Source organism: Pseudomonas sp. JDS08PS003 (genome assembly GCF_045013505.1).
Classification (GTDB): Bacteria; Pseudomonadota; Gammaproteobacteria; order Pseudomonadales; family Pseudomonadaceae; genus Aquipseudomonas; species Aquipseudomonas protegens_B.
The window spans coordinates 4178777-4198778 of sequence record NZ_CP120724.1; the positions used below are offsets into that span (position 1 = coordinate 4178777).

Consider the following 20002-nt stretch of genomic DNA (forward strand, 5'->3'; position numbering starts at 1 on the left):
AACTCTCACGTTTGAAAGTAGAGTGCTAGGATCTACAGTGAAATCGCAACATCGCCTTTTAGCACCCTGCATAGCCTCCGAACACAGAAAAAATTAAACACTCGTTATCAAGGATGATAAAGATGAGCGCAACCCAAAAATTACTTCTAATTTCCATATCGACACTGGCACTCATCTCATGCAGTAATTTCACATCACCACCTACCACGAAGCTAGCAGCAACCACATGCCTTCCCAAACAAGTAGTGTTGCCATCTACAAAGACGCCAATAGATCAGGGACATATTTTTTGCGGAGAAGTGAAGTCCGGTATCGCAAAAGGCTTTCATTCAGCGGCAAATGCCACATTCGTCAGTACAATTCTTGCCGAAACAACGATAACAATGACAAAAATCACAACAACTACAACTACAAAAACAAGTCCACCGCCTACTTCATTACCCCCAACACCCTTACCACCGCCCTTAATATTCAATCTCAACAACACTCAAATATACAAACTGTTCAACTTCATTATTCATGATGGATCAAACTCTGCAGTCAAATCAAGTTCGACAATGTTTCCAAACAGCTGCACAGCAAGCCAAGTACTAATGAGTATTGATTATGCCTATAATCATAAGTACGATCAAAAAAACCCTATACCAACCTCGTATAACTGCGACGCCGACGCAAATAGTAGGTGCGGCCCCTCCTCACCCATTCCCGTAGACAAAAAATACTGTCTGGTCTTTAACAAACCGATTCCGCTGCAAACTTTTTTCGACGGCAAAACCATCACAACTGCGTATCCAATTTTCTAAAAGGCACGCCCCAACAAAGGTTACAACCTGGCACGCCATTTATAGGAGAGTGATGGAGCATGAATTGAGGTGATGCTTAAAATGTAGGTCAGTGCGTAACCTCTCTGACATACGCTTGACACGCGGCCAAGGCGATCAGTCCTTGATCGCCGTCACCGGTGATGGCGACAATTCGTTGAGCAGCCGCTGGGGCAAGTTCGGCTCGCGTTTCTCCATGAACCACGCCGCAGGTGCCGGCGGTGGCTGACACCCCACTGCCACCACCCGTGGCGGCGGTGTTGAGTAGGACTGACAACCGCAGGTCAGCAGTAGCAAGCCGATCACGCAGGCGAGCTTGGATCGATTGAGCATCGCGTAATTCCTTGTAGTGGTTTTTGTCATTCGCCTGCAGGCGGTCCTCCAGCGCCCGGCGCGTGTCCTGCTGGGTTTCCTGCCAGTTGATCACCGCCGTGGCAGCCTGCTCGCGATCCGTGCTGTACGCCTGAGCCTTCTCGGCCAGAGCCTTACCGTAGGCGTTGGCCTGCCACGCCCATGCGCTCCAACCGCCCAGGGCGACCCCCAGAACCAGGGCCAGGGCTGGCAACAACCAGCTCAAGGCCTTCATGCAGCCTCCAGGAACAACGCTCGCTCGGCCTCCCGGCGGCGCGTCAGGCCGGGAAGCACCTTTCCTCCTGCCTTATTCCAGCGCGGGAACTGCTCGGCCGCGGCAGCATAGTCGCCAGCATTGAGCAGACGACGCAGCGTCGACGACTCCAGGTTCGCCGCTCCCAGGTTGTAGGTGAAGCTCATCAGGGCGTCCCACTGGTTCTGGTTCAGAGGCACCGTAATCAGGCGCTGCACCTCGGGCTCGAAGCGCTGCGCATCGTTCAGCAGCATGCGCTCGGCCGCTCTTTGCTGATCGACATGCAGGCCTTCACACCGCGCGTTGTTCCATAGCCAATGGTCCAGACGCCAACACTGTCTTGGTAGGCCTGCAGGCGCAGGCCTTCGAACGACTTGATCAAGTTCAAGCCGCGTTGTGATGTACGCATTACTTTTCTCCAGGCGATAAAAAACCCGCTCAAGGCGGGCGTGTTTACACGTCGCAGTTACAACTGCGGATTGAAGGGGTATGGGTATTCAGCAGTGTCTATGTACGAGCAAGAAGGCATGCGATCTGAAAGCAGCGACATGAACCCCTGGGGGGTCGTGCTGTGAACGCCGTCGTACGTAGTTTCCGGCGAGTTCCACATGCAGTGCACAATTGACCCCTGCTGCCCGTAGCAGCACTCATGAACAGCGCCTCTGAAGACAGTGCCGCTGCCGAGCTGGCTCACAAAGCCGCAGCCGCGGTCCCATGGAATATGCGCGGCATATGCCTTGCTTGGATTGAGGTTAACCGTGTAATGCGCCCACAACACGCCGCCAAGTGTCGAGCCCGTCGGCTGCGGTATGTAAACCGGGTCCTCGGGTATGTCGGCAATAGCCATGACCGAACCGGCAGCCCAGTAGGACATGCCGCGGAACGTGGTGGCCAAGTCCTGCAGCACGTCCAGGGCGTTGGAGCGGGTCTGCAGGAACAGATTGCAGGTGAACCGCGGTTCTTGGCCGCCCTTCCCGTCCGGCACCAGCTGATCGCATTACTGGCCGATGCGGTACAGCTCCCATCGGTCCACCTGGCCCTCGTTCAGCAGGTGGCCCAGGCCATAGCGGAAGTGCAGCAGCAGATCGTAGAAGATCCAGGCTGGGTTATCGGTCCAGGCGGACTTGAACGAGCCATCCCAGACGCCGGAGTACAGCCGGCTTTCAGGATCATAGTTGCTCGGCACGCGTATGATGCGCCAGCGCAGGTCGAAAGACCCGGTGGGGATTGCCTGGAACTGCGAGGCGTCGAACTGCAGGCCGACGACAGCGGAACCCGGATAGCGCAGCTTGGCGTCGATGACCTCGGTGATGGCTTCGATGTTGGTGGTGTCGGCGATCACGCTGCTGGTGCCGTTCGGCGTTAGGCGAGTGACGCGAATCTGCCAGTTGCTGCTCGCCAGCGGCAGGTCCACCCGGTGGGAGCGCTCGTACTTGGTCGAGGTCTTGCCGCTGAACGCCGAGGCCAGCACCTGCACATAGGGCCCGCCGTCGGTGGAAACCTCGATCTTGTACTGCACGGTGTAGCCGTTGGTGTCGCCGTTGCTGGTGTTGGTCTGGGCCAAGCACGGGGTGGACAAGCGCACGCGCACAGCCGACAGCTGCAGGTTCTGCACAGCGCGAACCCAGGGCTGGCCATACTTCAGCTCGACTCCCGCGGCGATCTCGCTTTCGACCGCTGGAAAGCCCGGGATATGCAACTGATCCTGGCTGCCGGTGCGGGCATCCAGAGTGACACCACTGAAGTTCCTGGTGCCGTCGGCATTGGCCAGCGGAGTCTCGTCCAGGTAGACCGAGCGCTCACCCGCGACCAGGCCCTGGATCTCTCCCTCACTCACCAGGTCGAGAATCCGCGCATAGGCGGTGCTTTGCAGGCTATCGGGAGCCTCAACGGACGGCCGCGGCTTCGACTCGCCCCCTTTGCTGCCGGTAATGTGCTGGTTCATGACTTTCCTTCAGGCAAAAAAATACCCGCGCTCGGCGGGCCTGGTGGCGGGTTCGATTTACATCTGGTCTTCGGAATAGATCCCGGCGCTTATCACCGCACTGCCGACGATCATCCGGCCATAAAGCAGCGGGACAGGATTGCCCTGGACGCTGGTGTTCACGGCGCCGTTGAAGCTGTAACTGGGGCGGTTGTTAGGGCTGTCCTGAGACCCTAACCCCTTCGCCTGGGGGCTCAACATCATGACCACGCCACCCAGAGCCATGGATGCCCCTGTTGCGCCTGCAAACGAAACGGCGGCCGCAGACCATCCCAGCGGGTTCCACCAGGCAAGGGCGAGAATCACCACGCCAACAACTGTCTGCAGCATCCCCGCTCGCTTTGATCCAGCAATCACGGGAACGAAACGGATAACGTTCTTTCCCGTCGGCTTCCCAAGATCATCCCCGCCGGTATTTTCCTTGCCGTTGAAGATTGCATACCGCAGCCCTTTGCCTTCGCTTTCGACCATGCAGCGCTCGAAACCAGGAAATTGTTTGAAGTAGCCAATCACATCACGGAGGCCGCCACTGGTAATCATTCGGTGTCGACGACCGAATTGACGAGCCAGGGACCCGGACAGCAGGACGGTTTGCATTTTCTCAACAGGGTTTGACATGTTTTCTCCTCATATAAAAAAGCCGCCCTAGGGCGGCCGGTGTCAGACATGAGCTACTTGTTGGTGCAATCACTCACCACTTTTGTGACTTGGGCAGATGGTGACTGCCAGGTTCTGAAGAAGTGATATCGAACAGCTGATCCGCCCCCGACGGGCACAACATCAGCAACATGCCATGGCGACTCGCTATTGGGCGCGATGACAGAGAAGCGCTCCCCAGACTGCTGGAGGATGCCGCCAACACTCCCGCCCACGATGGAAGTGGCCTGCCATCCATCCCGAATGCACTCGGCAACGGCCCTGGCCGGTTTTTGACTGGAAAGATTCAGTACCGCGGGTGTTGCCCTTATTTCGGCAACGCTTGAGCAGCCCGCCAACAGCGCCACCGCAACCGCCCCTACCAGAATTCGCATTTCGGTCCCTCTATATGGTTTGAGGGGAATCTACCACCGACATGGAGCATGTCAGTCTAATCGTGTATGAAAAAGGAAACGTTTATGCCTGGGGGAAACCATCAAAATGGCCAAACTGGTTAAAGCCATCTTGCTCGTAGAAAGCAGGGGGCTGGAAATCAAAGGTATCGGGCCCACCCCAGGGCAGCCCCTTTCATGAGTAACCTCTTCCACCATTCGAATTAAGCGAGAACCTAGCCGTAAGGCGACTTTTGGCTGCGTTGATCGATACTTACAGCAATACCTGCAAGCACAATGGCCAAGGCGTAAGCCACCAGCCCTAAATTGAGCCCAAGGATCATTTTCTCTGATCCGTCGGTGAGGACCATTGATCCACCGTAACCATCCCGAAGCCAATAGGCCAACAAGAACCCGCCCGTTACGAACGTCGTGAGAAGACTCGCGAGCTTAAGCTGATTCGCCCCCCAAACAAGCCAGACACTGAATGCCCCAATCGCAGTATTGGTAAATAACTGCCAAGTCTCATGCAGCCTGGCATGTGGCTCCCATGCGGGGTTGAATACATGAGTGTCGTTAATCTCTAAAATCGGTACGACCACGGCATAGAAAACAATGCCAACCGTTACCAATAGCTTTGCTAACATCAGCCACCTCCTTGTCCGTGGTTTGCTCCAAACCATCGACCCGCACTGTAACGTGACGCCAGAAAGTGTTCCAGAAGCAAAAGTCAGGCGCGGGGCTGGGCTCGTTACCAGTGATCGAAACGCTTTAGTTAACGATATTCGTAGACCAAAACCGCTTGAGCCAGTGTTATGTCGCTAACAGCACCCATTTTGTTCTGAGTACGTAGCACCTCAAATGCAGCCTCTAAGCTCGCGCCTCGAATATCTCCATCACTTGCGACGAAAGCCGCAGCATCGTCGAGAGCGGCCAGTATTTTTGGGTCACCGCTCTGAGAGCTATTCCGGCTACTTTCTTGACTGTCTTCGGTAAGGGTGAACGGGAAAAAAGTCACAGCAAGAGTCGATGAAACAATCGCCCCATAGATTGAAACCTTGACGCCGCCGTCACCGGCCACCACAGGAAAACTGCACGATAAACTCAGCAGAAGCACAGCAATCAACTTGCGCAAAAAATCCACTCCATAGATAAGAACCGTCCTTTCTGTCTGAATCTACCGCGTTGCTATCCACCCATCCAGCGTGGATGACAGGCCGCGACTGATCCAAGAAAACACGATCAGGTCTTATAAATGCGGTGGAAACGCGTTTTGCCACGATAAAAGCGCGTGCAAACTTTCTGAGCCACATACCCGCTAGCAAGAAAGGCGGCCCCGAATACTATCCAGAGCACTGTCGAGTTGGTGGTAATCAAGGTGTGCACACCTTTGGCAGCCCACCAGCCTGCTATAACGCAAGCGAAAATGAAGAAAACGACGACTCCCTGGGGCGTGCCGTAGCTTATCTCCGCATGGCATCCCCTACATACACTTGCGCCCCATGGCACTGAATTCATGCAGTGAGGACAAGTTACAGTCGAACCAGAAGTCATTGATCATTCCTTTGAGAGCTTGCGCAAAATGGCGAAGTTTAAGATAGGCAACGATCTTATGCACTCCTGGCTAGGCATCCAGTGTGGATGGAGTACTATTTACAGGGGTACTCAGCTTTGAGTACGAGCAATGCTATCAGCGTAGGGCTTTTCGTCGAGAGATCAGAGTGGTCTTCAGAGTGCTTGACGATCGCCTGTATGCCCATTTGATCAATGTAATTTTCTGGCAAGCAAATACCTGGGAATTTGTTTTCTGCTCCTCCGGTAAGGTACTGAAGAGTCTCACGAACCCCAGCAACCACTCCCACGCAGTAACCCATACTAACTTGATTGTCGTTCGCGGCCATTTGCTTCGTTTCCCAGAAGCGTAAGGCGAGTTTGCACCCGCTTAGAAACCTCGTTCCAGCGCCACTTTCAGCAAACACCACATTACTTGTCAGTACTCCAAATAGTAATACCGCTGCTATCAAAATCCGCATGCCTTCCGTTCCTTGTGAGATCGGCAGACGATAGCATTTTGATCAGGGCCTGGCGTCTCGGTGTCGCCAGTAGCTGACGGTTACTTCGCGCCAATAGCCGCCATAGGGGTCCCGTTTGCTGTCCCGGTTGTAGAGGTGATGCAGGATCGACCCGGGCGCCGGGAAGTGCTGGGGCCCGGTCCTCAGCACACCGTCGGCCAGATAGACCCCGGCGTGGTTCGGCACCTTCGAGCGAATTTGCATCAGCACGATGTCACCGTGCTGCGGCGCACTGACCTGCGTGAAGCCGGCCGCCGGCAGGTTCTCCAGGTACAGGTTCCCGCCCTTCTCCCACCAGCCATCCGTACGCTCGTACTGGCCCAGGTCGATGCCCATTTCGCGACAGTAGAAGTCGAGGATGATGCTCAGGCAGTCGTGCACGCCGTGGGCGAACTTGCGGCCGATCAGTGGGGCCTGGTAGCCCTCAGGCACGAAGCTCATAAGCTCGCCTACGCGCACCTGTTCATCATCGCCCTTGCGGACCTCAAGGATGTGCCAAGGAAGCCCGGAGGCCTCGCAGGAGACGCGATCGGCCTCGCTGGGTGCTGCCGGGTAGTCTGGGTGGCTGTGCACGACCGCCAGAACCTGGCCGCGGTCCTCGGCAGCGGCGAAGTCCTCCGGCGCCAGGCGGAAATGCTCGCTGGGCGTCGAGGCCGTGTTGCGGCAAGGCACATAGACCTCCTTACGTCCCTCGCGGATCCTTAGGCCGCAACACTCACGCGGGTACTCAGCCAGCGCATGCCGCTCGATCGCGGCGCGGGTGGACTTATTCATGGTCAGCTCCGAAGCAGGCCGGCGGCCGGGAATGAGCCGTAAGGCAGAGGGTTGTTCTGTCCGAAGCGCAGTTTGCAACTGCTCAAGCGCCCGCCGCATTTGTCCTGGGAGGCATCGGTGACGATGATGTCGTTCTCATCGGCCACCGGCCCGCCGTTGTAGCCGCAGTAGGGCCCGCGATACCCGTCAAGTACTTTGCCTGATCTCCAACTGCTGGAGCCGGAGCAAGCCCAGGCTTGCCGGCGGACGACGCCGTTGCTCCAACCATCTGTGCGGTGTAGAACGAGGCAGGTTGGCCTCCGAGCTTTTCGGAGTCGGTTGCCGCCTCACTCCTACTCAGCTTGGCGTTGAGCTGGCCCTGCAGCTTTGCAAAAGCCTGCAGCAACGTGTCGGTTGCCAGGATCGCAGCATTGACCAGAGCGCCCAGGCCAGAAAGAGTCGTCGAGCGCACGCGGGACTGCGTGAAGTATTGGTTTGTCGATCCTTCCGGGACTTGATCCGTCGAGCCCGGAGAGGACGGGATCAACACATACGCTGAGCCGCTCCACCGGTACTGACGAGTAGGATTAGTCGGGCTGTCGCCATCATTGATCGCAAGGTAGATCTTCCCTGTCTCGCCCACCGCGGGGAAATCGACCCGCGCCGGAAACTCCAACACATCATCAACGAAGCTCGGCAACTGAGAAGCGGGCACAACACCACTGACCAGTTGAGCGACAGAAATCCCGAGCGCAGCGCCTGGAACCGCGGCGTCAGCCTTCGATTTGGCAGCTTCTGCGGCGGCGTGTGCCGCAGCAGCATCCAAAACGCCCTGCTCAGCTTTCTCCTGGGCGGCAGCCGTGCGGGTACCCGGCAGATTGCACAAATCGGGCGGCGTACATCACCCAGCGGGAAAGTCACTAGATTGAAGCTCTGGCCGCGGTTGAGGCGGGCTTCAACACCGTTCGCCCTGCCGGCACCGCGGATCAAGATCAGATGCCACTGCACCTCGCTGATCCGGCCTGATCGCTCCAGATGAACGCCGAAGAAGACGGCGAAGCATAACCCACCCTACTCGCTGCATCCGGATGTCATCGCAAATGTGAATAAAGCCGTCTAGTTTAGGCTCAGACCTTTGTCGACTGAGTGAACATCCAACCAAGTGCAACGGCAGCAATGATAGGGCGTACTAGATCCGTTGCCGGAGCCGAACCAGCAAACACCTGCAGGCCGCTTGTTACGAAGACTGCCAATGCAGCAAGAATGCCCAGCACCGAAATCCAGCGGAAGTATCTTGGAAACATCGAGTAGCTCCTTTTAGAGGGGCACGATCGTAATTGCAATTAGCCACCACATCAACTATCGCTGCATCCGGCTACGGAGGGCGGCGCGCACCCGAGATAATCGCAATGCCAGTACTCCACAGCATCATCCACAAGATCGACAAGAAGCCAGACGGCAGCCCTGCAGTGCTCCACTACGCAGGCGCCGAGCTGGCGGAAAGCGAGATTCGCGACGACCTGATGCACCAGCTCAACGAAAGCTACAACGCCAAGTAGGGTAAAGCCCGGGGCCTGTTCCATCCTGAATCCGGCGCATACCCCCTCAGCGGCTGGCTGGCCAAGTACCTGGCCGGCGGGGAAGACTTCATCGGGTTCAGTAATTCGGCGGTCGAGCACCTGACCAAGCTGATGGAGGAATCCAACCTCTCCATAGGCGGGCACGCCCTCTTCTGCCACTACCAGCAAGGCCTGACCCAGTACCTGGTTATTGCCCTGTTGCAGGAAACTGAAGCGGTGACCGTGGCTGACGGCCTCGCACTGGCTCCTGTTCGGCGCCTGGATCTGGACCACATCCACCTGGCCGCCCGTATCAACCTGAGCGAATGGAAAGGCAACCCGAAATCGCGCCAGTACATCTCGTTCATCAAGGGCAAGAGCGGCCGCAAGGCGAACGACTACTTCCGCGACTTCATCGGCTGCCAGGAAGGCGTCGACGGCCCGGGCGAAACCCGAACCCTGCTCAAGGCCTTCAGCGACTTCGTGGAGAGCGAAGACCTGCCAGAAGACTCCGCCCGGGAGAAGACCCAGACCCTGGTCAGCTACTCCATGGCCCAGTCCAAACTTGGCGAGCCGGTCAGCCTTGAGGAGCTGTCCGAACTGATCGACGAGGACCGTCCCAAGGCGTTCTACGACCACATCCGCAACAAGGACTACGGTCTGTCGCCGGAGATTCCTGCGGACAAGCGCACCATCAACCAGTTCCGCCGCTTCACTGGCCGCGCCGAAGGCCTGTCCATCAGCTTCGAGCAGCACCTGCTGGGCTCTAAGGTTGAGTTCGACCAACCCGGTGGAACCCTCATCCTCCGCGGCCTGCCAACCCAACTTGTCGAACAGCTAAAGCGCGCAGGCGCCTGACATCAGTCACGCGCCGCCGCCAAGGGCGGCGCATGCATGGAGATAAACCATGATCGGTACACCCTGCGAGTACGTGCAGCAGTATTACCAAGTCCCGGCGTGTATCGGACGCCGCGTCATCGCCTACGGCAAGTCCGGCGTCATCCTGGCGGATCGCGGCCACTACATTGGCGTGGTGCTGGACGAAGACCCGAAGAAGCGCATCACCAACTATCACCCGACTCACGAAATGCAATACGGCGAGATGGCCGAAACGCTACCACTCAAAGAGTGGCTGGTCCTGCCATTCAAGCATGATTGGGAAGATCTCAACTGGAGTCGAGAAGCCCGAGAGGATTTGGTTAGGGTTTGGGCAGCTACCCGAGGTCAGGCCAAGTACAAGGCCTACGAGCGACTTCGGGACTACTGCCACAGCATCAAGGCGATGCTTCACTTCAAAGTCCGTCGCGCCTGATAAGCCCTCACCTATTACGCTGAGCGTCGGCGCACGAACTTCCTTATTGCTCAGGGTCGGTGGTGTGCAGGTTTTTTATGTCGTTGTTCTGCTCAACGGCAACCAACTGCCCATCTTTCAGCAAGACTGTTTTGTACTTGTCCGGATATTGAATTTGCTCGATGTCTTCGTAGGTGTACTTAGTACCGTCGTGCTTCTCAATCACTACTTTCATTTGACTCTCCTGCTGTTCCGGCTTCATGCCGAGCCATCAACCAATAGCCCACAAACTCACTTCTCGCCAGCCTGGCCAAGCCGACGGCTGTCCGGAGGAAACCTATGCAAGCAGTCACCTACGCGGGCCTGCGTAACGGCGCCCGCGACCAGCAGATCCACGACGCCCTGATCTACAAGCGTGTGATCGAGGTAGCCCGGGAGTTCAAGCTTTCCCCAGGCACCATCCGCGCAGCTGAGAAACGCATCTCCAACACATCTGTGTTCGAGCTGAGCCTATTGGGGGGGGCAGCCCGATGCCGATCGGCAAGGTCGTGGCCGACTCCTTCCGCAAGGCCGCGCTCGGTGCGTACCGGAACTACCACGGCACCTTTCGAAACCTTGAACTGCCCTGCTGGGTGATCACCGACGGCACGCAGAAAATCGAAGTGCTCGAACTCCGCAAGATCGATACCGGCGAAGTCTCGATTTGACCCGCCCTCACCTATTGCTCCGGAAGGTAGGAAAGGACTGCTTGGCTTATCGCGGCAATCGCAGCAAATCCGGCAGCCCACTTGTTCCATTTTGTCTGAAGTTCTGCTGTCTCAAGTACATCGAAGTGCCCTCTTTCAGTTTTGAAAGAAATACTTGCCTCCAGCATTCCGCTCGCATCTTGCTTCGCTTTATACGGCGCCTTAGCTGTCGCGGAGCGCACCCAAAATGCACAAGAGACGGCTGAACTGGCACATAACACCAGCGTAAAAACATCCTTCACGCTCTCCATCCATATCCCCAAAAGGTTTGCGTTATTTGCCCCATTGCAATAGATCGCGTCAGCCTCGCCAAATCGCGCGGCTGGCCGTCGCGGCGTAGATCATGCAAACCACAGTTGCCAAGGTAAGCCAGCGATCCAGTCAATCGCGTAATGAATGTGTTTCTCCATCTGCTCAATCAGCATTTGGATAAGCAAATCTTCAAAGATTCGAATAATCACCATAGAGCCCCTCGTTAAGCTAACCGGTAAAAACCGCCCGTACTTGTAAGGGTATCTCTGATCTCAAAAACGCAAGTCCGTATGCGCAATTAGTTGGTTCCGGCCTTCCGCCCCCCCACAACACCACCCGGGCAAGCCCCGGATAGGACGCCCCATGCCCACAGAAACCCAACACCTGGAGCAGCGAGTAGCTGCCCTTCAGTCAGATCTGAACGGAAGAGATCAGCGCATAGATGAATTGGTCGCCCAGCTGGCCGAGCGGGATGCACAACTCACCGCATGCATTGCCGCATTGCGTGAAGCGGGAGACTACCGATCAGCCGCAAGCATCTAAGCCCTATCCGCCAGTGCAGAGCAGCGCGCGCCGGTTGCGCAGCCAGAACTGCAGCTCGACGACCCTGAGCGCCAGAGGCTGATCGCCTGGGGGCGCAACTGTGGGCTTGAGGAGGCATCGAAAGTCTGCCAGCGCATGGCTCATGAGGCGTACTACCCGCCTGGGACCAGGTTCAAGCACTTCACGCCCAAAGCCCAAATGCGCCTGGGCGACATCCTGATCAAAGCGGCGAATGCAATCGGCGGCCTACCTGACGGTCCCTACGAGCGCTTTCATGCGCGCCGGGGCAACAAAACCCGCCAGGAGTACATTTGTACTCCCCCCCCCCCCCGCAAAAACCTCACCCCCTCCCCAACTTTCAAGCCAGCCGCTATAGCGGCCAAGGACAAGGTCTACGGTACAAACTCACCCAGGCTTTTGCGAGCAGTTGGGATGGCGTGCTCAAGCAGCTCTAAAGGGACATCCTGTTCGAACAAGGTCACTTCAAAACGCAGCGTTTCGTCATTCCTGAACACCTCAAAGACCATATCGTCGCCGCGCCAGCACTCGAGCCCCAAGCCGTCATGCCCTTTGGTTACGTGTGAGGCGGTAAAAAACTTGTACTCAACTCCGTGTACGACCACATCGCACCTCCCTATCTGAGGTGGCAACGATACCTATCCCTTCTATAAATTTGATAGCCGCTTTAGCGGCCAAGGACGAAGTCATGCCTGAAGAAATCAAACTGATCCAACCAGCGCCGGTCGTACGCGACGAATACGGAATGTTCCAGCACCCCCAGCTGCCCGACTTCGACGAGGGCGACGGCGAGAAGTGCAAGGCCTAGGTCGCACAGCATGGCCTGCAGCTCGTCATGATCAGTCTGGAGAACGACGCACCGGAAGAGATCGCAGATCGCTACTTCCAGTCCGATGAGCCGCACTGCGGTTGACGCCTCCTTTCTTTGCGGCAACCATGCGGGGTGACTTAAATGCATGCCATTCGTTCGCAACGACCTCAAACGTTTTCACGGCTCCGGTGGTGGCCATGCGTTTCTCATCACGTCGTTCGGTTCGAGGGTCAATACCCTTCGCGACAAGAGCTCTAGCCTGGCCGCGGCGCTCGCGCGCTTCTTTCAGTGTAATTTCGGGATAGGTGCCCAGGGATATACGAGGCTGCTTTCCATGCCATGAGAAACGGAAGTGCCACGCTTTCGTGCCTTTGGCGGCTACGAATAAGGAAAGGCCTGCGGATCGCTGAGGCTGTAGTCCTTGTCTTTGGGCTTTGCTTGCCTGGCGGCCGTGTCAGTGAGGGGCATTAGTACATCACCATGAGCTATCTAATTCAGATGTGCTGAGCAATGTACTAAAAATATTGAGAAGGGGTGAAAAGAGTTAGCAAAGGTTGAAAGCAAAAATCCCCGCAGGCATTGGCCTTGCGGAGATTTTTGAGAAGGCTTGGTAAGGCCTGAGAATCGAAAATGGTGCCCGAAGCCGGAATCGAACCGGCACGCCCTTACGAGCGGGGGATTTTAAGTCCCATGCGTCTACCAGTTTCGCCATTCGGGCGGTAGCGCGATCACGCGACACTGGAACAATCAATCGGCAGCAAGCCGGCCAGTGCTTAAAGCAGGGTGTGGAATATATACATCCAGTCCTTGTGAAGCAAGGTCGAAGCAGGCAAAAAAACCTCTCCCTCCACTCTGAGTTCTGTGTAAAAAAGCACAGGAAATCAGGAGCCTACAGCGGCGATCTGATCATCCTCGAGAGGCTCACCAAACACTGCGTCGACTTTTTCAGCGGCGCCAAGACTAACATGGAGATATTAGCCAACCAACTGATTTATAAAGACTTATCATCAGCCCCATGCTCGTTCGAGTCTGGCACCAGCCAAACCAAGCAAAGCGTTCGGCGCGAAGCAGCCCATTGGCAGGCCTCAGGCCTCAGCCAGAAAACGCAACGATAGTTTGAGTTTGAGCGGGTCTTCCTGGGAGGCGGCCAACTCGGTCTCCAGGTGAGTCGAAAACGCCTGCTCCACTGGCGCCTCAGGGCCTTTGACCTGGGCCACTGTTCGGTTGTTTTCCAGCACCTTTGAAAGTTGCGCATAGGTGTAATTGGCGGGAGGCGTATTGCCTATATTCATGGAGGTCGTCCTTGATATTGAGTCAATCCGCGAGGACAGATCGAAGAGTAAAAAGTCATGGCATGCCGCGCTCAGGTCATTGATCAGATGCAGGCACTGCGATGGGATACTACAGGCTTTGAGCTGGAAACAAGCACGTCAATAGCCAACAGAGTTCGCCCAGTACACATGACCTCGCCATCCATGAACCGGTAAAGAGCCATAGATACCGGGCGAACGACACAAAGCTATGCGTTCAGAATGACATGTTCAACTGTCACCAATAACGTCCAGATGGCGTTATCCGGCGTAGTTGGTAAAACCACCAGCAAAGGCTCTGCGCCCAGCCCGGAGTTCGGTGCGCAACTCGCCGATCAGGTTGGAGATGTCGCGCACACTAGTGAGTTCGGCGGTCGAGACACCGGTCAGCAACAAGTCCACCCGGCCAGATTCGGCATCGTAGATCTTGATCGTCAAGGAACCGTTGGGATGCACGCTGCAGACGCAAGAAAGCGGGAGAAAGCCAGACTCCAATATGTGACAAAGCTCGCTGGTGGAGAGCATGGCTTCTCGCCTGTGTGGGATTTTGTGGATTTTTCCTATTGAGAATAGGTCAGCGTCTGATCCTGTGTATCGAAAAACACACAAAAATGCTAACTACCTCTCAGTTCTGCTACGCAGTTTCTGAACCCGACCATTCTCCGATCGTCTGAGGCGCAAAGCCCGGGAGAAAAGCATGAACCATTCATCCCCTGCCGTTCTACACCTGCTGTGCGGCAAGATCGCCTCGGGCAAATCCACCCTGGCCAAGCGATTGGCCGAGGCTCCCGGCAGCGTGTTGATCTGTGAGGACCAATGGCTGGCGCAGCTGTACCCGGGCCTTATTCATTCAGTTGCTGACTATGTACTGCATGCCCAGCGCCTGAAAAATGCGCTGGAGCCTTTGGTCATCACCCTGTTGCGCGGGGGAACCCATGTCGTGCTGGACTTCCCCGCCAATACCCTGGCCCAACGCGCCTGGTTGCGAGCCTTGGCAGATAAGGCTCAGGCCGAGCATCAATTGCACCTGTTGCATGTCGATGAGGATATCTGCCTGACAAGACTGCGGGAACGTAACAGCCAGGGGGATCACCCCTTCAGTACCAGTGAGGAGCAATTCGAGCTGATCTGCCGTTACTTCGTGCCTCCACAGGCGGAAGAAGGACTGCACATCCTGGAGCACTGAAATCCGGGATTGCTGTGCCGGGCCCTATGCTGGGCCCGTTTCCGAATCTTGCGTGGGAAAAGTGCGCCGAGAACGGTGACGACGGCAAATTTCAGGCAAAAAAAAGCCCAAGTAGCTGATGGACACTTGGGACTAAAAATGCATAAACCGTGGTAGGTGAACGCGGAGCTATAGTAACGGAACAGTACATTCTGTAACAAGATATTTTGAAGAAAAAAACGTAAATAAAATCACCTAAGTCATTAAATATCCACACTTTTTTTGAGTCTTTGAATTTCAGAGCACTTCTTCCCGAGCCTTTTCCAGGCTCCACGGCGATGCGCCTGAGCTGGCCATCGCCGTACTGCGACCAGCCGTCCAGGTTTAAACGAAAATGCGCTGAAAATTCACAGAATCGCAACAGACAGACAACATTGCTCACCTTAAATTGCCGGCACTTGCCTGAATGGAATGTGTTGGTATGAATGACTTTCTCGACGCCCTGCCCCTGATGCTGTGCCTGACCACCTTTGCCTGGTGTTGCTGGGGCTAGGAACTCGAACCGGCCCTTCCCGAAGCGGACCGTGACGCCAAGTACGAAATCTCGCCGCACAACTGTTCCAGCCCCCAATCCCCACTCTCACACCGATTCGACGACCGCCGCGGGACTAAACAGTGCCTGCCCTAGCGCTCGTGCCCGCTCCAGGCAAGGCGCCACATCCCCGCTCTCCGAGTCAAAGATCAGTTGCGAGGTCACCACACTGGCCCCGCAGTAGTCGAAGATCCCATGGTCGACCTGGGTCTGCATCGCGTCGAGATACCCATGTCGCTCATAAGTGCCAGCGTCGGCACCGGCAACCCCCACCAGGTGCACTCGCAGGCGCCCAAGCTTTTTCTCCAGCTTGGCATCCGCGCGAAAATCGAAGGCCCAGCCATTGGAGAACACGCGATCGATCCAGCCCTTGAGTAGCGCCGGCATGGACCACCAGTAAATCGGGTAGACCAGCACCAGGGCATCGGCGCGGTCGATGCGTGCCTGTTCGGCGAGCACATCGGCGGGAGGAAGCGCCTGGCTTCGATGCACTGCGATATCGGCAGCACCGAATCGTGGCTCGAACCCTTCAGCCCAGAGATCGGCAATCTCCAATGAATGCCCGGAACCGCGCCCCAGCCCCTCGGCAATCTGCGACGCAAGGCTATGGGTGAGAGACTTGGGATCATGATGAGCGACAACAACAAGTGCATGCATGGCGAGTACTCCTGCGGACGGATTGCGCTAGGGGATCTAGCTTTATATACTTTTAGTAAGTTACTGCCGATAAGTTACTTTTGGTATATAGCCATGTCAAGCAATCAGAAAACCGATTCCGTTTCATCGCCGCGACGGCGCCTGTCACGGGAGCAACGCTTGCAACAACTGATGGCCGTGGCCTGGCAGATTGTCCGTGAGCACGGCACTGAGGCACTGACCCTGGGGCATCTGGCGGAACAGGCCGGCGTCACCAAGCCGGTGGTTTATGACCATTTCAGTACTCGAGCGGTGCTCCTGGCGGCGTTGTATCAGGACTTCGACCAGCGCCAGACTCTGCTAATGGAACAGGCCCTGCAAACCAGCGAACCGACCCTTGCCGCCCGCGCAGCGGTCATTGCCACGTCCTATGTCGACTGCGTGTTGCTACAGGGCCGCGAAATCCCGGGGGTGATTGCCGCCCTGGCCAGTTCACCGGAGCTGGAAATCATCAAGCGCGACTACCAGGCGATATTTCTGGAAAAGTGCCGCAGTACTCTGGAACCCTTCGCCGCCGAAGCCGTGATCCCAAGGGCCGGGCTGCGCGCCATGCTCGGTGCGGCCGAAGCGGTGTCCCACGCAGCAGCGTTGGGAGAAATCACTCCCGCACAAGCCCAGGAAGAACTCTGCGCCACCATAGTGGCCATGGTTGAAAGAGCACGCGCCAGCACCTCTGCAAGCCAATGAGCCCCTGCCTGGATATAGACGACCGGCCCCTGCGCCAGTCCCGCAAGGAAGAAGCAATGTTGCTGACCCGATTGGAACCGCTGGATGAATTGCTGCAACGCTATCGACAAGAATTGGGCAAGGACTTCACCGGCTATCGCAACCATGTGTACCGGGTGATCAACTTCTGCAACCTGCTCATCAGTGCCGATGCCCAGCAGTTGCAGAAGCTGGCCATTGCCGGCGCTTTCCACGACCTGGGCATCTGGACCGCCAGGACTTTCGACTATCTACCGCCGTCGCTGCGCCTGGCTGAAACCCACCTGGATGAAATCGCCAGGCCCGAGTGGAAAGCCGAAGTGCTGGCAATGATCGAACAACACCACAAGCTCACTGCCGCCGCCCCTCGCCCAGACAGCCTGGTGGAAAGCTTTCGTCGAGCCGACTGGATAGATGTGTCGCTGGGAATGTTGAGTTTCGGCATCTCGCGGGACGATCGGCGCCGGGTATTTTCAGCCTTTCCTGATGCGGGCTTTCATCGGCGCCTGGTTCAGCTGTCTTTCAAACAACTGCTGATCCGCCCCTGGAAGCCATTGCCCATGCTGCGCCTTTGATCCGCCGGCTGCCCGGCCCGCCGCTAAAGGCCGGAGCGCGTAAACTGCACCCATTAATGGCAATACCGGCCGCGAGTCAGGCGGCTGCAACCACCGAGAACACCTATGTCGCCCCAACCCCCTACGGCCCTGCCGCCCCTGAACGCAGACGCTGAAACACAGCCGCTGCCCCCAGACACCGTTGGACTCAATGCCGAGGCCAACCGAGTGCTTTCAGTATTCGACTTCGACGGCACCCTCACCCACCACGACAGCTTCGTGCCCTTTCTGAAGTTTGCCTTCGGGCAACGGGCGTTCAGCCAACGGATACTCAAGCTGGCGCTGCCCAGCCTGGGCTACCTGGCTCGTCGTGTTGAACGCGACCAACTCAAGGCGCAACTGATCAGCACCTTTCTCAAGGGCATCGAGGCGACGTGGCTCCAGCAACAGGCCGAAGCCTTCTGCCTGAAATCCTGGACCCGGCTGATGCGCCCGAGTGGACTGCAAGCGGTAGCCGGGGAACTGCGTTCCGGGGCGCTGGTAACCCTGTGCTCGGCGTCGCCGGCCCTGGTCCTGCAGCCTTTCGCCACGCGCTTGGGCGTCAGGCTGATCGGAACCGAACTGGAGGTGATCGATGGCGTGCTGACCGGCCGCATCGCCGGCCACAACTGCCGTTGCGAGAACAAAGTGCTGCGCCTGGAAAGTGTCTACGGCCCATTGAGCCAATACCGACTCAGGGCCTGGGGCGATACCCGGGGTGACCGCGAGCTTCTGGCTGCGGCACAGGACGCCCACTGGCGACACTTCCACCCGGCCTGGCGCCGCGGGCTTGGCGCTCGCTGACACCCACCGCCCCCACACAAAGCACCCGACCAACGGCAAACGGCCAGGAAAAAGATTCGCTATACCCAACAGCAGGCGCTCCGGCGGCCATAGGCCGGAGGGCGCTGGCGACGGTAAATAGCCTGAGAACAAGAGCAGCCTCGCAGACCAGGGACAAAGAACCGCTTACACAAGGAGAGGGCCTGCCACGATGAAGACCAATGGCTATCTGCTGCGTACGCTGGCCGTATTGCTTGCGGCCGGAGCACCCGCCGCCCTACTTCTGAGTCACCCCAGTCCTCCCCCTTACCTGGCAGTTGCACCTGCATTCGATTGGCCGCGCCTGGGCGCCTGGGCCAGTTGCCTGGCAGGCCTGTTGGTCTTGTTCGTCCTCGCCGGCCTGCGAATTCGCGGCCGGGTACTTGGAGTACTGATCGACGAACGCAACCGCTACTCGCTGTCACGTCTGCAAATGACCCTATGGACGCTGCTGGTGCTGGCCACCCTGTATACGGTGTACATCGGCAACATTGTCCGGGGAAACGCCACTACAGCGCTGATGGTGGACCTGGACTACAACCTGATCGCATTGATGGGCTTCAGCCTGGCCAGCTTCGTCACTGCCCCCATGGCCTTGAACCGCAAGGCCGAGCAACCCGCAGATCATAGCGCTCTGGCAACCACTGGCCAGCAGTTGCTCGACAGCCAGAGCCTGGTGGCACTGCCGTCGGCCAAGGGCCAGGTACTGATGAAAAGCGACCCGAAGGACGCACGATTGGCCGACCTGATTCGCGGCGAGGACGTGACCAATGGCGCCATCGTCGACCTGCCACGCCTGCAGATGCTGCTGATCACCATGGTGGTGGTGTTTGTCTATGGCGCCGCCGTCGGCCATATCCTGGGTTCCGGCAGCTGGGTGCTGGAGGTATTGCCGAAACTGCACAACACACTGCTGTTGTTGGCCCTGATCAGCCACAGCGGCTACGTGGCGGGCAAGTTGATCCCCAGCAACCTCAGCCCTTCCGCCATTTTTCCGGGGCCCACCGTCCAGGCCGACCCGCCAGGCACCGCAGCCGCGGTGCGCAGCCTGCCCCAGGCCGGACTCACTCCACCATAGCCATCAATCGCTGACGCATGCCGTCGCTGGCAGCCGGCCCCGCCTGCACCGTACACGCCTGCAACGGCACCAGACGACCATCGGCAACATCCACCATCACGGGCTGCACAGGTCGTCCGCTTTCACGTTCGACCAGTTGCACGCTCTCGCCCTCGGGCGCGTAGTGACGATTGCCCCAGGCTACGAAGGCCATGAGTACGACACGGAAGTCCTCGCCCTTGGCAGTGGGCACATATTGATAGCGCAAGGGGCGCTCGCTGTAGGCCTGGCGCTCCAACAGACCCGCCTCCACCAGGGAGTTCAGGCGGCGGGTCAGCATGTTCGGGGCGATCTCCAGGCTGCGGGAAAACTCGTCGAAACGTCTCAGACCGTGCAGCGCGTCGCGCATGATCAAGATGCTCCACCATTCGCCGACCCGTTCCAGGCTGCGGGCAATTGGACATTCAGCGTCGATCAGACTTTTTCGTTGCATGGCTGGCTCCTGCGATGCACCTCAGTATTTGTGGATTTGGATGTTACTTTCATGATGATAGTATCGTCCACGTTTCGTTGTTCCCCA

27 protein-coding genes, 1 tRNA gene and 3 pseudogenes are annotated in these 20002 nt (G+C 57.4%); 9 read left to right on the forward strand and 22 right to left on the reverse strand.

Annotated elements, in window-relative coordinates; genetic code table 11:
• Positions 1-122: 122 nt before the first annotated feature.
• On the forward strand, positions 123-803 hold the full coding sequence (locus P7C00_RS18510) for an EndoU domain-containing protein (protein ID WP_404937040.1): 681 nt from the start codon (positions 123-125) through the stop codon (positions 801-803).
• Positions 804-891: 88 nt separating this feature from the next.
• Here the strand turns inward: P7C00_RS18510 and P7C00_RS18515 are convergent, their stop codons facing one another.
• The 12 genes and pseudogenes from P7C00_RS18515 to P7C00_RS18570 all read right to left on the reverse strand — a co-directional run bounded on the left by P7C00_RS18515 (position 892) and on the right by P7C00_RS18570 (position 8566).
• Positions 892-1407 (reverse strand): lysis system i-spanin subunit Rz, encoded by a 516-nt coding sequence (locus P7C00_RS18515; RefSeq protein WP_404937041.1) that lies wholly within the window; start codon positions 1405-1407, stop codon positions 892-894.
• A pseudogene (locus P7C00_RS18520) lies at positions 1404-1834 on the reverse strand (lysozyme). Before P7C00_RS18520 ends, P7C00_RS18515 begins: the two are co-directional and overlap by 4 nt.
• Before the next feature lie 57 nt (positions 1835-1891).
• Entirely contained in the window at positions 1892-2410 is a 519-nt protein-coding gene (locus P7C00_RS18525) for a hypothetical protein (protein ID WP_346635469.1), read from the reverse strand.
• A 12-nt stretch (positions 2411-2422) separates the two neighbouring features.
• Entirely contained in the window at positions 2423-3370 is a 948-nt protein-coding gene (locus P7C00_RS18530; protein WP_346635470.1) for a hypothetical protein, read from the reverse strand.
• A gap of 57 nt (positions 3371-3427) precedes the next feature.
• A complete protein-coding gene (locus P7C00_RS18535; protein ID WP_404937042.1) occupies positions 3428-4027 on the reverse strand; it encodes a tail assembly protein in 600 nt (199 codons plus the stop codon).
• Positions 4028-4673: 646 nt separating this feature from the next.
• On the reverse strand, positions 4674-5084 hold the full coding sequence (locus P7C00_RS18540; RefSeq protein WP_346635472.1) for a hypothetical protein: 411 nt from the start codon (positions 5082-5084) through the stop codon (positions 4674-4676).
• Between the two features lie 128 nt (positions 5085-5212).
• Complete coding sequence (locus P7C00_RS18545) at positions 5213-5572, reverse strand: DUF2388 domain-containing protein (RefSeq protein ID WP_346635473.1); 360 nt, start codon at positions 5570-5572, stop codon at positions 5213-5215.
• A gap of 514 nt (positions 5573-6086) precedes the next feature.
• A complete protein-coding gene (locus P7C00_RS18550) occupies positions 6087-6470 on the reverse strand; it encodes a Rap1a/Tai family immunity protein (protein WP_306393865.1) in 384 nt (127 codons plus the stop codon).
• 42 nt (positions 6471-6512) lie between these two features.
• The gene (locus P7C00_RS18555) at positions 6513-7283 is read right to left on the reverse strand and encodes a C40 family peptidase (RefSeq protein WP_404937043.1); all 771 of its coding nucleotides are present in this window, start codon (positions 7281-7283) and stop codon (positions 6513-6515) included.
• Positions 7284-7285: 2 nt separating this feature from the next.
• Positions 7286-7429, reverse strand: a complete 144-nt coding sequence (locus P7C00_RS18560; RefSeq protein WP_346635475.1) for a hypothetical protein — start codon at positions 7427-7429, stop codon at positions 7286-7288.
• On the reverse strand, positions 7366-8088 hold the full coding sequence (locus P7C00_RS18565) for a hypothetical protein (protein ID WP_404940130.1): 723 nt from the start codon (positions 8086-8088) through the stop codon (positions 7366-7368). Before P7C00_RS18565 ends, P7C00_RS18560 begins: the two co-directional genes overlap by 64 nt.
• Positions 8089-8389: 301 nt before the next feature.
• Positions 8390-8566: a hypothetical protein gene (locus P7C00_RS18570; protein WP_170003564.1), complete on the reverse strand. Its 177-nt coding sequence runs from the start codon at positions 8564-8566 to the stop codon at positions 8390-8392.
• Positions 8567-8671: 105 nt separating this feature from the next.
• Between P7C00_RS18570 and yejK the strand changes: the two are divergent.
• Both yejK and P7C00_RS18580 read left to right on the forward strand, forming a co-directional pair.
• Positions 8672-9679, forward strand: a pseudogene (gene yejK / locus P7C00_RS18575) (nucleoid-associated protein YejK).
• Between the two features lie 49 nt (positions 9680-9728).
• Positions 9729-10133 carry a hypothetical protein gene (locus P7C00_RS18580; RefSeq protein ID WP_346635476.1) on the forward strand — a complete coding sequence of 135 codons (405 nt, stop codon included), beginning with the start codon at positions 9729-9731 and terminating at the stop codon, positions 10131-10133.
• A gap of 43 nt (positions 10134-10176) precedes the next feature.
• Here P7C00_RS18580 and P7C00_RS18585 read toward each other — a convergent pair whose 3' ends face one another.
• Positions 10177-10347 (reverse strand): hypothetical protein, encoded by a 171-nt coding sequence (locus tag P7C00_RS18585; protein ID WP_346635477.1) that lies wholly within the window; start codon positions 10345-10347, stop codon positions 10177-10179.
• A 295-nt stretch (positions 10348-10642) separates the two neighbouring features.
• Here P7C00_RS18585 and P7C00_RS18590 point away from each other — a divergent pair, with 295 nt between their 5' ends.
• Positions 10643-10819: a hypothetical protein gene (locus tag P7C00_RS18590; protein WP_404937044.1), complete on the forward strand. Its 177-nt coding sequence runs from the start codon at positions 10643-10645 to the stop codon at positions 10817-10819.
• 11 nt (positions 10820-10830) lie between these two features.
• On the opposite strand, the gene P7C00_RS18595 is transcribed toward P7C00_RS18590, so the two are convergent.
• From P7C00_RS18595 to P7C00_RS18620, 6 genes and pseudogenes are all read right to left on the reverse strand, one after another.
• Positions 10831-11100 carry a hypothetical protein gene (locus tag P7C00_RS18595; protein WP_110652669.1) on the reverse strand — a complete coding sequence of 90 codons (270 nt, stop codon included), beginning with the start codon at positions 11098-11100 and terminating at the stop codon, positions 10831-10833.
• A gap of 945 nt (positions 11101-12045) precedes the next feature.
• On the reverse strand, positions 12046-12276 hold the full coding sequence (locus tag P7C00_RS18600) for a hypothetical protein (RefSeq protein ID WP_346635479.1): 231 nt from the start codon (positions 12274-12276) through the stop codon (positions 12046-12048).
• Between the two features lie 234 nt (positions 12277-12510).
• Positions 12511-12831, reverse strand: a pseudogene (locus P7C00_RS18605) (integrase arm-type DNA-binding domain-containing protein); the annotation flags it as partial.
• Positions 12832-13113: 282 nt separating this feature from the next.
• Positions 13114-13200 (reverse strand) — tRNA-Leu (locus P7C00_RS18610).
• Between the two features lie 367 nt (positions 13201-13567).
• The gene (locus P7C00_RS18615; protein ID WP_404937045.1) at positions 13568-13774 is read right to left on the reverse strand and encodes a hypothetical protein; all 207 of its coding nucleotides are present in this window, start codon (positions 13772-13774) and stop codon (positions 13568-13570) included.
• A gap of 279 nt (positions 13775-14053) precedes the next feature.
• Entirely contained in the window at positions 14054-14317 is a 264-nt protein-coding gene (locus P7C00_RS18620) for a DUF1652 domain-containing protein (RefSeq protein WP_346635481.1), read from the reverse strand.
• 172 nt (positions 14318-14489) lie between these two features.
• Between P7C00_RS18620 and P7C00_RS18625 the strand changes: the two genes are divergently transcribed.
• On the forward strand, positions 14490-14978 hold the full coding sequence (locus tag P7C00_RS18625; protein WP_346635482.1) for an ATP-binding protein: 489 nt from the start codon (positions 14490-14492) through the stop codon (positions 14976-14978).
• A 91-nt stretch (positions 14979-15069) separates the two neighbouring features.
• Here P7C00_RS18625 and P7C00_RS18630 read toward each other — a convergent pair whose 3' ends face one another.
• Both P7C00_RS18630 and P7C00_RS18635 read right to left on the reverse strand, forming a co-directional pair.
• Entirely contained in the window at positions 15070-15570 is a 501-nt protein-coding gene (locus P7C00_RS18630; protein ID WP_346635483.1) for a hypothetical protein, read from the reverse strand.
• A gap of 27 nt (positions 15571-15597) precedes the next feature.
• Positions 15598-16206 (reverse strand): NAD(P)H-dependent oxidoreductase, encoded by a 609-nt coding sequence (locus P7C00_RS18635; protein WP_404937046.1) that lies wholly within the window; start codon positions 16204-16206, stop codon positions 15598-15600.
• Positions 16207-16299: 93 nt separating this feature from the next.
• Here P7C00_RS18635 and P7C00_RS18640 point away from each other — a divergent pair, with 93 nt between their 5' ends.
• The 4 genes from P7C00_RS18640 (at position 16300) to P7C00_RS18655 (ending at position 19443) form a co-directional block, all read left to right on the forward strand.
• Positions 16300-16932, forward strand: a complete 633-nt coding sequence (locus P7C00_RS18640) for a TetR/AcrR family transcriptional regulator (RefSeq protein WP_346635485.1) — start codon at positions 16300-16302, stop codon at positions 16930-16932.
• A gap of 56 nt (positions 16933-16988) precedes the next feature.
• Entirely contained in the window at positions 16989-17525 is a 537-nt protein-coding gene (locus P7C00_RS18645; RefSeq protein ID WP_404937047.1) for a hypothetical protein, read from the forward strand.
• A gap of 105 nt (positions 17526-17630) precedes the next feature.
• A complete protein-coding gene (locus tag P7C00_RS18650; RefSeq protein WP_404937048.1) occupies positions 17631-18347 on the forward strand; it encodes an HAD family hydrolase in 717 nt (238 codons plus the stop codon).
• A 190-nt stretch (positions 18348-18537) separates the two neighbouring features.
• Positions 18538-19443, forward strand: a complete 906-nt coding sequence (locus P7C00_RS18655; RefSeq protein ID WP_346635488.1) for a hypothetical protein — start codon at positions 18538-18540, stop codon at positions 19441-19443.
• Here P7C00_RS18655 and P7C00_RS18660 read toward each other — a convergent pair.
• Entirely contained in the window at positions 19430-19915 is a 486-nt protein-coding gene (locus P7C00_RS18660) for a helix-turn-helix domain-containing protein (protein ID WP_346635489.1), read from the reverse strand. The genes P7C00_RS18655 and P7C00_RS18660 overlap by 14 nt on opposite strands.
• Between the last annotated feature and the right edge of the window lie 87 nt (positions 19916-20002).